We start from the raw sequence: 13890 nt of genomic DNA on the forward strand, positions 1-13890 counted from the left end.
ACACTCCCCCCGGCTCCGGGCCATGTCCGGCACGCCTCTTCATGATTCTTCATGAAGGCGTCACGACGCGGAAAGATGCCGGGGGTGTGATGGGAGCATGAACCTTCGTGCTCCCGTGGCTTCCCAGGCGCCGTGCTCCCTCTCCGTCGCGCTCCTGACCCTGGGGCTGGCCCTCGGCGGCTGCGCTACCGCGCCCCCGAAAACCCCGCTCGTGCCGGAGGTGGCGTCTCCAGCCGTTTCTTCCCCCGAGGCCTGCGCGGATGCGGCTGGCTGCCGCGAGGCACTCCGGGACTCGCCGCGGGACACCCTGTCGGAGTGTGAGGTGCAACGGCGGGTGGAACTTGCCCGCGGGGCCTGTGCGCTGGACGTGGCCGAGGGCTGCACCGAGCTGGGACGGTGGGAGGCGCGGGGCCTGGCGAAGGAGAACGGCCCGGACCTCGTCGCGGCCGCGGGTCTGTTCCAGCGGGCCTGCACCCTGGGAGACGGCGAGGGGTGTGCCCTGAAGGCGCTGATGACGCTGCGGGGACAAGGGGTGGAGCGGGACGCGGTGGCGGCCCGGGCGGCGCTCGAGGACGCCTGCGATCGCTTTCCCGGGAGCGCGTGTGGGCTCGCGGTGCAAGGGCTCGCCGAGGAGGCCCTGCGCAACGGCGTGGAGCCCGAGTGGGAATGGATGGCGCTGTTCGCGCAGCGGGGCTGTGACGCCGGTGACGGCCTGTCCTGCCGGATTCTCGGGGAGGCGTTCTACTCGGGGCGCGGCGTCGCGCAGGATGCCGACAAGGCCGCCGGGCTCTACGCCCGCGCATGCGAGGCGAACGATGGCGAGGCGTGCGCGCGCCAGGGGATGCTCCTACGAGCCGAAGGACCCTGGGCCGAGCCGCGCGCCGAGCAACTGCTCTCGCGGGGGTGCGATCTCGGCTCGCCGGAGGCGTGCCGGCTGACGGTGCTCGAGACACTCGACTCCCAGGGACGCCAGAAGAACGCCACGGACCGGCGGGCGCTCTTCCGCCACGCGTGCGACCGGGGCGCGGCACTGGGCTGCCTCGCCCTCTACGATGAGCTCCGCAACGAGCCGCCCGCGGTCCGGCCGGTGTTCGAGCTGCCCGGACTGCTCAAGCGCGCGTGTCTGCTCGGAGCGGGCCAGGCGTGCGAGTTCCTCGACGAGGTGACCCAAGCAGCCCGGCCGCGGTGCGCCTCGGGGTCGGCCTCGGCGTGTGGAGTGCTGGGCGTGCTGTTCCTCAGTCCCCCGTTGCGACAGGGCGAGAGCACCGAGGGGGAGCGGCTGCTGCACGCGGCCTGTGAGGGCGGAGACCTGGCGAGCTGCAAGGGCTTGAGCGAGCTGGGCGGCGCCCCGGCGGATCTGACGTGCCGTTCGCGGTGAGACCTCACGGCGTGGCCGCCACCCGGTTGCGCAAGGATTTGGGCAGCACCTTGGCCACGGTGTCGAGCACGGGCGAGTCGATGAGGGGTTGCAGCAGCCGGGTCGCCGCGAAGGACGCGGAGTACGCGAGGCGGCAGCGCGACTCGTAGCGCTCGAAGGCGCGCGCCTCGGTGCTCGCGCCGGTGAGCACGTCGCGCAGGGCCTCGGCCGCGAGGATGCCCGAGCGCATGCCCTGGTAGATGCCCTCGCCGGTGGCCGGATGCACCATGCGACCCGCCTCGCCGATCACCACGCGCCCGGGCGAGTGCAGCTTCTCGATGGTGTACGAGTAGAGGATGGGGTGTCCCTTCCAGGTGCCGAGCTGCCGCGCGCCCCGCAGGCGGGGGGCGAAGTGGGTGTCGAGGATCTGCTGGAACAGGGCGCGGGCGTTGTGCTGGTGCGCGTCGTCCCGGTAGCAGATGCCGATGTTCACCCGGGTGTCGTTCTCCGGGAAGAGCCAGACGTACCAGGGGGCCACGCGCGGATCGAAGATCATCTCCACGTGGTGGGGGGTGAACTCGACGCCCTCCCACCAGCCCATGATGGCCTGGAGGATGGACTTGGGGCCCCGCTCGGGGATGAGCTTGGAGTGTCCGCCGTCGGCGACCACCGTGTAGCGTGCGCGCACCTCGCGGCCCTCGTCGTCCTGGAAGCCCACCACTCGCCCGCCCTCCTCGATGAGCGAGCGCACGAGGAAGTTGGGGACGAACTCCACTCCGAGCGACTGCGCGCGGCGCAGCAGGATCTCATCGAGCGTGCGGCGGTTGCAGATGATGGCGGCGGCGGCCTCGCCACCCGACAGGAACATCGTCTCGTTGCCCCGGGTGGTGAGCCGGAGGCCCTTCACCCAATAGGCATGCGGCTCCACCGCGTCCCAGACGCCCAGCGTCTTCAGACAACCAATTCCCTTGGGGCTCACCCCGCTGCCGCAGGTCTTGTCCCGAGGGAAGTCCGCCCGGTCCACGAGCACCACCCGCTTCACCCCGAGCTGACCCAGGTGCAGCGCGGCGGCCGTCCCGGCGGGCCCCGCTCCCACGATGGCGACATCGGCTTCCAGGACGGACTTGGGCATGGGCGGGCCTCCTCCAGAGGGGAATGTTCTTCCCCTCTACCCAACGGGCGGCTCGGCCGTCCATGGTTCGTCCGTCCAAGGCGCGGTGCTCCTATTCACTGGAGAGCAGAAGTCGGAGCTGGTGTCACTCCGTCGCCATGCGGGCAAGGTTGGCTCAACGCCCTGGTCCAGAAGGCCTGGGGACTCAGCGGGCCTCCAGCTCCTTGAAGACGACCCCCTTCGAAAACTGGATGCGGATCATCCACCGGAGCAACTCGCAGCCAATGCCCTACCCCAACACCGGCCACTACAACCCTGGCGCTCATTCGGACCAGACGAGCGCCAGGTCCAGCTCGACGGCCTCGAAGGGCTCGGCGCGGACGCGGCCCTCGCCGGTGAAGCACTCGCCGCGCCGCCACTGGCCCTCGGCGAGCTGGAAGAGTTCGAGCGTCCGCGTGAGGGGATCCACATGCCACAAGTGCCGCACGCCCTCGCGAGCGTAGGTGCGCATCTTCGGCCCCTGGTCCACGCGCCGCGTGCCCGGGGAGAGGATCTCGCAGGCCCAGTCCGGAACGAGTTCATAATGCGCGGGAGCGTCCGCGCCACCGACGGCACGGGGCAGCCGCTCACGCCGCCATCCGGCGAGGTCCGGCACGACCTTGTCCGGACGTGGGCCGAGATGGAGTTCGGGCTCGGCGAGGAGGACCCATCCGCCGGGCCCGTCCTTGCCGAACTTGAAGGGCCCCGAGAGCAGGCCCGCGAGGTTGTAGTAGACGTTGGCGTGGGGCCGGGCTGGACGGGGGCTGAGGTGCAGTTCCCCCTCGAGGATCTCCGCCACCAGTTCCTCGGGGGCCGACTGAAAGGCCGCCTCGACGGACGGGGCGTTGCGCCCGGTGGACTCGGACTCGGGAGTGCGGCGGAGGGCCATGGATGAAGAATGTCGCATGCCCCTCGCGTGGTGCAACGCGAAGGCCATGACGTGTCTCATCGTGTACAGCTCCCCTACATCCCAGGTCATCAGCTCCGACGCCCGTCGAGCGCCCTTCCCTGTCATCCAGCCGCTACCGCTCTCGCGACACGCCGCTTCTGCTAACGTGCCTGGAAGGGGGGGTTCTGGCGATGACCAAGACCCATGTCGTCAAACAGGGCGAGTGCCTCTTGCTGATTGCGCGGCGCCATGGCTTCGCGGACTACAAGAAGCTCTACGAGCACCCGGACAACGCGGAGCTGCGCGAGAAGCGCCCCAATCCCCACGTCCTCTTCCCCGGGGACGAGATCGTCATTCCGAAGCCCACCTCCGCGAAGGGCATGACGGTGAGTCTCTCCACCGGTCAGTCCCACCGCATCGTCCTTCAACTGAGGACACGGCTGGTGAGACTCGCCCTCAAGGACGCCGAGGGAAAGCCCCTGGCCAACACGCCCTACACGCTCACCCTCGGGAATGAGCCGCGAGAGGGAAGAACCAACGACCAGGGGCTCCTCGAGCAGAGGGTTCCATACGCCGCGACCCGCGCCCTGCTCCAATGCGACGGGAGGAGCTGGCAACTCGAACTGGGACACCTCAACCCACTGGAGAGCGTGCCGGACGAGAGCATCTCGGGGGCGGAGGCCCGGCTCATCAACCTGGGCTACGGGCTTGAGCCCACGGGCCAGATGACGCCAGCGCTGCGCAGCGCCATCCGCGCCTTCCAGCATCGGAGCGGCCTCGAGCTCACCGGCCGCCTGGATGAAACCACGCTCAAGAAGCTCACCGAGCTGCACGGAAGCTGAGCCCGCCTCCAGCCGAGGATTTCGATGGCAGTCAAGGCCGTGACCAAGAAGACCCGAGCCCCACCCAAGCAGGGTGCTCCTCAGGCGAAACCAGCCGCCACCGAGCCTCAGCCCCAGCCAGGAGAGGCGCAGGCCGGGCAGGCGGACCCCCCCAAGAAGGCCGCCGTGCCAACGGTCACCGAGAACGAGGCGCACCACGCGACCCTCCAGGAGACGAAATGCTCGGATTGCGTGGTCGGCCTGCTCAAGCAGTACACCAGCGAGAGCCTCCGGGCACAGAAGAAGCTCGACCCGACCAACCAGAAGTACCACCTCCAGGACAACGAGGAGATCGAGTTCCTCCGCGCGAAGCCGCTCACGCTCCAGTTCGTGGGACTGCGCCGGGAGCGCTCCATCTCGAACAAGTTCGATGACCTGCTGATCGTGCTTTACGACCCCGCCCTGCTGAAGGAGGGAGAGAAGACCGTCCTGGAGGATCCGGAACTGCGCCCGGAGAACCTGGCGAATGCACAGGGATTCGTGGACAAGATCCTCTCGGACAAGGATCGCCCGCCCCTGAAGAACTGGCCCCTCCCGGGGACGGATGTCTCATGCCTTCAGTGCATGCACTGGCGGGTGCTCACCTTTCCCATCACCACGGAGCCTGGGTACGACCCCAAAGCGCCCCACACCAAGAAGGATGCACAGGGAAAACAGCTCCCCAACTTCGACGACCTTTCCCTGCTTCCAGATGAGGTCGGCGCGGTCGCTCCCGGCATCTACAACAACTCCTACCGGGTGGGATTGCACCTGGGAGCGCGCAAGCCCCCCAACTCCTTCGCCGCACTCCAGCTCATCCTCGATTCGATTCCCGCCCGGCGGCGCTACCCCATCGGCCGCTTCCTGAAACGCGCGGAGAGCGCGTTCAACAAGGGGACGGACGACGACATCCGAAAGGCGCTCATCCGAAAGGACGCCAAGGCCCAGAAGGAACTCATCGCCAGCATCCAGGAAGAGTTCAAGGAGATGAAGCGCGGAACGAAGGCCGAAAAGGCCGCCTTCGACAAAGCGGTGAAGAAAGAACTCGACACACGCAACCGTGAGTCCTACGCGCCCAAGCTCCTCGAACTTCGGACGAACGCGGCCAAGGCCGTGCTCAACGCGCTCAAGGCCCGGATCGGCGGGAACGAGCGGTACATCCGGCTCGAGGCACCCAGCGGCGCCGAGACACAGGATTTCGACAAGGAGGGCAACCAGGTCTCGAGCATGGAAGTGGCGGATGACGACACCTCGCCCATCCGGGTGTGCGTCCGGCTCGTCTTCAAGTCTCCGCCCCCGACATCGAGCCCCTCCACGGCCGTTGGCGCCTCTGCGACAACTCCCCCGCCGCCCAGGACGTTGACGCTGACGAAGGATGACGTGCTCGTGACCTTTGGCACCGCGGCTGGCACGAACATGCACCGCTCGGCCAGGGAAGAAGGAGGGGCCTGGGGAAAGAATCGCGAGGTGAACAACTGGTCCGAAGGTTGTCAGGTGTTCCGTTCTCCCAATGACTTCCGTCACTTCATGCGGATGGCCATGCTGTCCAAGCGCGTGCATTGCCCATCCCGCACCGACAAATGCTGCGCGAAGCTCACCGTGGAAGACGTGGAGAAGGGCATCGGAGCGAACATGACCGCTTACATCAGCGGTTGTCCCGATGAGTTCGCGAAGAGTGCGGAGCCGGCACTCCGGACAGGTTTTTCCCCACCAACGTCCGCCGAAACGTCTGCGCCCAACGAGCCGAAGGCCGCTGCGACTCCCGACTCCAAGAGACTCCGAGAAGCAGTCGAAAAGCTCTTCGCCGAGAGCAAAAGTCACCAGGAGTTCACCAGTCAGGTGGAGAAGGCCTACTGGAAACAATTCCCCTCGGAGAAATACTACAACAAGAACACCTATTCACTGCTCCAGAACTACGCGCGGGAGAAGGTGCTCAGTGCATTGAGCGACAAGAGCACCGAAGAGGACATCAAGAAGGCCGCCGACGCGAGCATCGAGGAATTCACCAAGAAGCTGATTGAGACCAAGGACGCCTGGGTGAAGAGTAATTATGCTCGCGAGATCGAAGACAGGTACGAGGAGTACCTTGTAGATGGACTTGAGCCATGTGATTTCGGCACCTGCGGCTTCAAGTTCGATTACATGCTGGCCGAGACCACCCGAACCAACATGGAGGCGTTCGTATCGAAACTGGGAGACCGCGACTGGAACTCCTTGTACCCCCAGGACGCATCACCACCCGCGCCCAAGCCCCCAAAACCAGCGGTGCCGCGTGTTAAATCGCCCGCGAAGTAGATTGGCACCTTGGCGGACCGGAACGCACTCCGCTCAAGGCGGAGTCTCTTCCCTGTATTTCAGATCGAGTTCCAAGATCCTCCACTGCCCATCGACCATGCGCCATCGAATCCTGAAGTTCGCGAATGCGTCGGGTTGCTTGGGAGGAAGAAGGGGATCGAACACGTAGCCCATTCCGCGCGGGGCCGGTGTAAGCCGGAACAACTCGCTTTGTACCCAGGCGCCGGCCCTATCCTCGTAGAGCGCGTGCCGTTCATCACCCCATTCACTGAGGGGCTTCTTGCGCAGATCGGACGCCTGTACCGGTGAACGCAGTGGCCCATCGTGGGGAACCTTCTGGTAGGTCCGGAGCCATGCAGGCTCGTCACCCTCCTTGGACGGCAGAAGATGTTGGACAGGTGTCGACTGGCTCATGAACACCGCGAGCGTGGGAGCGAGTTCCTTGCCCTGTCCCCGGAACGACTTCTCCGCGTCCCGGAACACCGGGATGAAGTTGGCGATGCACAGGTCGCGGTACTTCTTCCCGGGCCAGACCGAGACAACCGTCAGCCGCGCCGAGAGAACAGCCAACTTCCTCGCATAGGCCACGTAGATGGACCCACCGGCGGGGAAGTTGCGTGGGAACTCGAACTCGTAGTTCAGCTGTTTGTTTTCCTCGAGCTTCAGCTCCAGCCGAGCCTTTCTCGGGCGGGCATTGGCTTGGTAGAGCTTCGGGGATTTGGGATTGCCGGGTGTCACCAGGAAGGCCTCCACCGGAGTTCCCGGCGGGAAGCCCAGCTCGACCCACTCCCCCACGCCATTGCCCTTCACACCCTCGGCCCAGATTGTTCCCGGGTCCTCATCGAGAAGGTTGGCGGGTGCATACCGGCCGGCGTTCTTCGCATCCTCCAACACCGAGGACGCCGTCACGGTGATGGGCACCTCGTGCAGCGTCACCTGCGCCGTGGGGTTGACCGTCTGCGCGGCGGCCTCGAGCCCCAGCAGCACATAGCCCAAGGCCACCCACCTGGCGCTCCACGCACGCATACCGCCCTCCCCAGCAACGAGGCGCGGGCACTCTCACGCGCCACGGACTCCCCTCCCCCAGGGCCAGGCCCTCCCGGCCGCTACACCCCGAGGAACAGGCGCTTGCCGAAGTTGAGCGCGAGCGAGGCGTCGAAGATCTTCTGCGCCGCCGACTCGATGTCGTACTCCACCCGGATGTACTCCACCGTGCGCGCGCCCGTGTCGCAGATGACGAAGCACGCCCGGTTGTCGTAGTCGCGCGGCTGCCCCACGCTGCCCACCGAGATGATGTACTTGTAGCCCCGGCGGATGCCGAACTTCTGCGCCACCACGTCATGCACCTCGCCATTGCCGATGGCGAACGCCTTGCACAGGTGGCTGTGCCCGATGAACGTCACCTCGGGCAGGTGCTCCACGTACGGCGCGAGCTCGCGCGCCTGCTCCAACGCGAAGATGTACTCGTACGCCCGCGGCTCCACCGGCGAGCCGTGACAGAAGCCCACGTCCCCAATCCGGTACGTGTAGGGCAGCGTCTTGAGCCACTCCATGTTCTCGTCGGACAGCACGCTCGCGCTCCAGTCGAGCGCGTGCCGGGCGGCGTCGTAGTAGTACGAGTAGTCCATGCGCCCGGCCACCGCCGCGTCGTGGTTGCCCAGCAGCGTCACCTCCGTCACCGAGCGCACCAGGTCGCAGCACGCGTTGGGCGAGGCGCCGTATCCCACGATGTCGCCCAGCGACACGATCCGGTCCACCTTCTGCTCTTCCGTGACGCGCAGGACCTGCGTGAGAGCCTCGATGTTGGAATGGATGTCGGAGATGATCGCGATTCGCATGTGGTGGAGTCTCTACGAAAGGCCGAACGGGGGCCCCCGTTGCTCGTTGGAAATGATGCGCCTCAACAAGTCCTGGGCGCCAGAATCCAACCCCTCGAAACGCAGGCCCATCCCAGCCGGGCCCTTGTCCTGACGCCGGGACCGATTCCACATCACCGTGGCCTCGGCCGTCACCTCGTGCACCACCCCGCCCCCCAGCCGCACCCGCGCCCGACGGCCCGCGTCCAGGGGTGTGCTCGTCTGTAGGAACATCCCCCCCTCGCTCAAGTTGGCCACCCGAGCATAGAGGGTGATGTCCTCCGACTCGCACCAGCAGCGCAGGCGCGAGGTGAACCGCGTGGTCTTCCGGTTATCGATCGGCACCCCGCTGCCCTCCAGAGCCCGGTTCTCTCGGACCCACCATGTCACGGCCCTCCCCATGGTTTCGAGGGAGTCCGGATTAACGGGAATCCACTCTAGGTGGATTGTAAAAATCCGTCAAGAGGCGATTCCGGGAGGGTCTGGCGGGCTGGCTGGAGGGGGGCGGGTCAGGCGTCGATGACGGGCAGGTCGTCGAAGTGGGTGAGGCGCTTGAACTCGGAGAAGCGCTGGTGGAGGTCGGAGCGGGAGATTTCGCGCAGGCGCTCGAGGCTGAACTTCTCCACGGTGAAGGAGGCCATGACGCTGCCCATGACCATGGCGCGGCGCAGCATGGGGATGTCCAGGGAGCCGGCGGCGGTGGCGAGCGTGCCCATGAAGCCGCCGGCGAAGGTGTCTCCGGCACCGGTGGGATCGAACACGTCGGCCAGGGGCATGGCGGGGCAGACGAAGAGGTGATCCTTCTCCACGAGCATGGCGCCGTACTCGCCGCGCTTGATGACCACGCGCTGGGGGCCCATGGCGAGGATGGCGCGGGCGGCGCGGATGATGTTGTGCTCGCCGGAGAGCTGGCGCGCCTCGGCGTCGTTGACGAAGAGCAGGTTGACGCGCTCGAGCGTCTTGAGGAGCGCGGGCCGGCTGCCGTTGATCCAGAAGTTCATGGTGTCGGCGGCCACGAGCCGGGGAGACCTGACCTGGTCCACCACGCGCGCCTGGAGCTCGGGGTGGATGTTGCCGAGCATGACGTACTGGGCGTCGCGGTGGCGCTCGGACAACTGGGGCGAGAAGCTCTGGAAGACGTTGAGCTGGGTGTCGAGCGTCTCGGCCTCGTTGAGCTGCCAGCCGTAGCGGCCCTTCCAGCGGAAGGTGCGGCCCTTCTCGTGGGACACGCCATCGATGTCCACGCCGCGCGCGCGCAGGAAGTCGAGGTGGGCCTGGGGGAAGTCCTCACCCACCACGGCCACCATCTGCACGGGGGTGAAGAACGAGGCGGCGGTGGAGAAGTAGCTGGCCGAGCCACCGAGGACGTCCTCCTTGAGCCCGAAGGGGGTTTCCACCGAATCCAGCGCGACCGAGCCAACGACGAGAAGAGACATGGGCCATCCAGGGGGAGCGGGCCGGCGGACAACGGCACGGGGGGCTCCCAGGGGCCCGTGCCGAGGCGAGGTACGACTTTTGGGCCGGTCAGGTCAAGGGGTGGGAAGGACGGGCAGCAGCGCCTTGAGGTCATCGTCGGTGAAGTAGAGGCCACCGCCGAAGAAGAAATCCCGGCCGGCGAGCATGCGCCGGGTGTTGATGTCGCGCTGGGGTGCGTTGAGCAGGTCGTCCATGCCCACGGTGACGAAGATGCGATCGAAGGCCTGGGCCCGGAGCGAGGTGCGGATGCGCGGGTAGCGCAGCTCGTCCACCGAGAAGTTGAAGGCGTCCAGCCTGAGCATCAGGTGGTCCTTGAAGAAGTGGAAGTCGGCGCCCACGCCGCCCGTGGACTCGATGATGCCGAAGCGCAGCGTGGTGAAGTAGTAGCGCTTGGCGAACTGCGCGCTGAAGGTGAAGCCCTGGCGGGTGATCTTCTGCTGCTGCAGCACGGGCTCGCCCGAGGAGGGCGGGTTGGTCTGGGTGTAGACCGTCTCGGTGATGCCGCGCGGATCGTCCACCACCTCCAGCAGGTAGTACTTGTCCGGCCGGGGGGCCAGGCGCACCGACAGGCTGTTCTTCGACGTCTCCTGTCCGGTGAGCCACGTGGCCTGGAGCCCCACCTCGGTCTGCAGGCCGGTGAGGGTGGAGGCGAGGCTGGACACGTCCTCCACGGTCTCGGCGAGCTTCTGGCCCAGGCGCTCGTCGCTCAGCAGCGTGCCCACGGCGCCCTCGCCGTTCTTCACCTTGGTGGTGACCTCCTCGATGTTGGCGAGCGAGCGATCCAACCGCTCCATCGTCTTCTTGAGGCTGGACACGCTGTCCTTGAGGTCCCCTTCCCCGCTGCCGATGATCTGGCGCACCGTGACGAGCACCTCGCGGGTGTCCTGGGTGATGACCTCGATGTTCTTCACGATGTGGCCGACGCTCTCCTCGTTGGAGTGCGTCATGCCGCGCACGTCCTTGCTCACGCCCTCGAAGTTGCGAAGGATGGCGTCCAGGCGCTCGGAGCTGGAGCGCACCGTCATGTCCACCGAGTCCGACAGGCGCACCATGTTGTCCACGATGCGCCCGAGCGAGCCCGTGCCCTTCTCGCCGCCGAGCACGTCGCGCAGCGCGCCCGTCACCTGCTGGATGTCCTCGGTGATCTGACTGAGCGAGGCGAAGGCGGCCTCCATGCCCTGCACGTCCACCACCTTGCGGATCTCCTCGCCGTCCTTGAGCGGCGGGGTCATCTCGGTGCCGGGGTTCAAGTCCAGCAGGTAGTCGCCGAGCAGCGACTCGGAGCGTTTGATGAGGGCGGCGTCCTGGTGGAGCACCACGTCGCGGCGCACGCGCACGGTCACCTTGGCGCGGGTGCCCTCCAGGGTGACGCCCGTCACCTCGCCCACGGGGATGCCGGCGATCTGGATGCGGCTCTTGGTGCCCAGACCCGAGGCATCGCGGAAGTAGGCGTGGGCCTCCATGGCCTCGTCCCTGCCCATGCCGCCCTTGCGGGTGAAGAGGATGAAGGCCATGAGGCATCCTCCGGCGATGAGCACCAGCAGACCGACGCGGAAGGGTGTGACGAAGCGCTTCACCGGGAGTGACTCCTAGTCGTTCTTACCAAACCACGTCTGGAGGAAGATCTTCACCGCGGGCTGCTCGGAGGCGCGCAACTGCTCCGGGGAGCCCTGCTCCAGGATGACGCCCTTGCTGAGGAAGGCGATCTGGTTGGCGATGTTGAAGGCCGAGGCGACATCGTGGCTGATGACGACGCTGGTGATACCCAGCTCGCGCTGGGCCGCGAGGATCATCTCGTCCACGTAGTCGGTGGTGATGGGATCCAACCCCGTGGTGGGCTCGTCGTAGAGGACGATCTTCGGATTCATCACGATGGCGCGTGCCAGGCCCACGCGCTTGCGCATGCCGCCGGACAGGTCGGCGGGAAATTTCGACTCCACCGAGCGCGGCAGGCCCATGATCTCCAGCTTGGAGCGCACGAGCGCGTACTCCTCGTTGGCGGGCAGGCGGCGGTGCTCGCGCAGGGGGAAGGCCACGTTCTCGTAGACGGTCATCGAGTCGAAGAGCGCCGCGGCCTGGAACACCATGCCGAACTTGTGGCGCACGCGCTCGAGGCCCTCGGCGCCAAAGGGGACGATGTCCTCGCCGTCGATGAGGACCTGGCCCGAGTCCGGCTTGAGCAGGCCGATCATGTGCTTCATGAGCACCGTCTTGCCCGAGCCCGAGCCGCCGAGGATGACGCAGGTGCTGCCCTCGGGCACGGCCAGATCGATGCCCGTGAGGACCTTGTTCGGGCCGAAGGACTTGTGCAGGCCGCGGATGTCGATCATCGGCCGCGCGGGAGTCGGGTCGCCCATCAGTGCAGGAGCACCCCGACGATGAAGTCGAGGATGAAGATGGAGAGGGCGCTGTTGACCATGGCGGCGGTGGTGGCCTGGCCCACGCCCTTGGCACCGCCGGTGGCGTTGTACCCCTTGAAGCAGCAGATGAGCGCCACGGACAGGCCGAAGACGGCGCCCTTGATGAGGCCCTCGTAGACGTCGATGGGATCCAACCACTGCTGCGTGCGGGCGATGAAGGTGCCGGGGGACACGTTCTGCACCGACACCGCGACGATGTAGGCGCCGAAGATGCCCGAGGTGTCGAAGAGCAGCGTGAGCGCGGGCACCATGAGCAGGCCGGCGAGCACCCGGGGCACCAGCAGGTACTGCACGGGGTTGACGGCCATGGTCTCCAGGGCATCCACCTGCTCGGTGACGCGCATGGTGCCCAGCTCCGTGCACATGGCGGAGCCGGCGCGCATGGTCATCATCAACGCGGAGAACACGGGGGCCAGCTCGCGTGTGAGCACCAGACCCACCGTGGGGCCCACGAGGCTCTGGGCGTCGAACATGGCGAAGGCGCGCGCGGACTGGTTGGCGAACACCATGCCGGTGAACAGGCCGGTGAGCAGCACGATGAAGACGCTGCCCACGCCCACGAAGTCCAGCTGGAAGAAGAAGTTGGCCGCGCGAAACGGCGGGCGCACACTCCAGCGCGCCACGTCCGCTCCGAGCGTCGCCAGCCGGCCAAGCTCCTCCACTCCCTCGACGAACACCCGCCCCAGGCTCTCGATGGCCCGGACGATCCACGAGGTGCGCGGGGATTGCTCCACCTTCTGCTCTGTGCTCTCGGACGCCACCGGGGGCCTACTCTACGTGCCCCGGCTCCAGGCACAAGCAAAGGCTCCGCCCCCCCCCGTCACTCCCCATGTGTGCCCCGGCTTGCCGGACCCCAGGCATCCAGGCACCATCCCCCCTCGGCCGACAAAGGGGGTTTCTCCCGAGCGGTGTTGCCGTTATGTTGCGCCCCCCTTTTCATCCCCCCTCCACATAGAGAAGCGAGAAGCACACACCCATGGCGACCCAACTCAAGGTCGGCGGCGAGGTCGACGCGTTCTGCACCCGCTGCAGGCTCACGCTCGCACACACCATCCTGGCGATGGTGGGCACGAAGATCGCTCGCGTGCGCTGCAACACCTGCAACGGCGACCACGCCTTCCGGTCCGCGCCCGGCACCACGGACCGGCCGAGCACCTCGTCGCGCTCGAGCGGCGGCGGCTCCAGCACCCCCCGCGCCCCGCGCGCCAGCCGCGCGTCGGACGAGGAGAAGGTCATCATCTCCTTCGAGGAGCAGCTGGCGGGCAAGGACATCGCCAATGCCCCGCGCTACACCCCCAAGGACACCTACAAGGTGGATCAGGTCATCCAGCACCCCACCTTCGGCCTCGGCCTGGTGACGGCGGTGCGGGGCAACAAGGTGGACATCACCTTCAAGTCCGAGACCAAGACGCTCGTGCACGCCACGGGGGGCGCCAGCGCGGAGAAGCCCACTTTCAGCCCGCCCAACGCGAAGATGACAGGCCCAGCGGACAAGCCCATGACGGCTCCCGTGGAAGAGCCCGCCGAAGCCCCGGGTGACACCGCCGAGGGTTGACACGGACGCCGGGGAGGCTGGACGGTAAGGGC

General features: G+C 66.9%; 13 protein-coding genes. 4 read left to right on the top strand and 9 right to left on the bottom strand.

The window, feature by feature from the left end; genetic code table 11:
* Positions 1-97: 97 nt before the first annotated feature.
* Positions 98-1378, top strand: a complete 1281-nt coding sequence (locus CYFUS_RS26125) for a tetratricopeptide repeat protein (RefSeq protein ID WP_095987701.1) — start codon at positions 98-100, stop codon at positions 1376-1378.
* A 4-nt stretch (positions 1379-1382) separates the two neighbouring features.
* Here the strand turns inward: CYFUS_RS26125 and CYFUS_RS26130 are convergent, their stop codons facing one another.
* Together CYFUS_RS26130 and CYFUS_RS26135 are read right to left on the bottom strand one after the other, a co-directional pair.
* Positions 1383-2489 (bottom strand): NAD(P)/FAD-dependent oxidoreductase, encoded by a 1107-nt coding sequence (locus CYFUS_RS26130; protein ID WP_095987702.1) that lies wholly within the window; start codon positions 2487-2489, stop codon positions 1383-1385.
* Positions 2490-2790: 301 nt separating this feature from the next.
* Positions 2791-3414 (bottom strand): Uma2 family endonuclease, encoded by a 624-nt coding sequence (locus CYFUS_RS26135; RefSeq protein WP_232536804.1) that lies wholly within the window; start codon positions 3412-3414, stop codon positions 2791-2793.
* 173 nt (positions 3415-3587) lie between these two features.
* Here CYFUS_RS26135 and CYFUS_RS26140 point away from each other — a divergent pair, with 173 nt between their 5' ends.
* A complete protein-coding gene (locus CYFUS_RS26140; RefSeq protein ID WP_095987704.1) occupies positions 3588-4238 on the top strand; it encodes a peptidoglycan-binding protein in 651 nt (216 codons plus the stop codon).
* A gap of 24 nt (positions 4239-4262) precedes the next feature.
* Complete coding sequence (locus CYFUS_RS26145) at positions 4263-6551, top strand: hypothetical protein (RefSeq protein ID WP_095987705.1); 2289 nt, start codon at positions 4263-4265, stop codon at positions 6549-6551.
* 33 nt (positions 6552-6584) lie between these two features.
* On the opposite strand, the gene CYFUS_RS26150 is transcribed toward CYFUS_RS26145, so the two are convergent.
* The 7 genes from CYFUS_RS26150 to CYFUS_RS26180 all read right to left on the bottom strand — a co-directional run bounded on the left by CYFUS_RS26150 (position 6585) and on the right by CYFUS_RS26180 (position 12989).
* Positions 6585-7538, bottom strand: a complete 954-nt coding sequence (locus tag CYFUS_RS26150) for an NADase-type glycan-binding domain-containing protein (protein WP_157758659.1) — start codon at positions 7536-7538, stop codon at positions 6585-6587.
* Between the two features lie 119 nt (positions 7539-7657).
* Entirely contained in the window at positions 7658-8389 is a 732-nt protein-coding gene (locus tag CYFUS_RS26155) for a metallophosphoesterase family protein (protein ID WP_095987707.1), read from the bottom strand.
* Positions 8390-8401: 12 nt separating this feature from the next.
* Positions 8402-8752 carry a TIGR02266 family protein gene (locus tag CYFUS_RS26160; protein WP_095992234.1) on the bottom strand — a complete coding sequence of 117 codons (351 nt, stop codon included), beginning with the start codon at positions 8750-8752 and terminating at the stop codon, positions 8402-8404.
* 164 nt (positions 8753-8916) lie between these two features.
* Complete coding sequence (locus tag CYFUS_RS26165; RefSeq protein ID WP_095987708.1) at positions 8917-9843, bottom strand: PfkB family carbohydrate kinase; 927 nt, start codon at positions 9841-9843, stop codon at positions 8917-8919.
* A gap of 93 nt (positions 9844-9936) precedes the next feature.
* Positions 9937-11460 (bottom strand): MlaD family protein, encoded by a 1524-nt coding sequence (locus CYFUS_RS26170; protein WP_095987709.1) that lies wholly within the window; start codon positions 11458-11460, stop codon positions 9937-9939.
* Positions 11461-11472: 12 nt separating this feature from the next.
* Entirely contained in the window at positions 11473-12213 is a 741-nt protein-coding gene (locus CYFUS_RS26175) for an ABC transporter ATP-binding protein (protein WP_095987710.1), read from the bottom strand.
* A 26-nt stretch (positions 12214-12239) separates the two neighbouring features.
* Positions 12240-12989, bottom strand: coding sequence for an MlaE family ABC transporter permease (locus CYFUS_RS26180; protein ID WP_395848413.1), 750 nt, complete (start codon positions 12987-12989; stop codon positions 12240-12242).
* A 290-nt stretch (positions 12990-13279) separates the two neighbouring features.
* On the opposite strand from CYFUS_RS26180, the gene CYFUS_RS26185 reads away from it, so the two are divergent.
* Entirely contained in the window at positions 13280-13858 is a 579-nt protein-coding gene (locus CYFUS_RS26185; RefSeq protein WP_095987712.1) for a hypothetical protein, read from the top strand.
* Positions 13859-13890: the final 32 nt, after the last annotated feature.

This window comes from Cystobacter fuscus, assembly GCF_002305875.1.
Classification (GTDB): Bacteria; Myxococcota; Myxococcia; order Myxococcales; family Myxococcaceae; genus Cystobacter; species Cystobacter fuscus_A.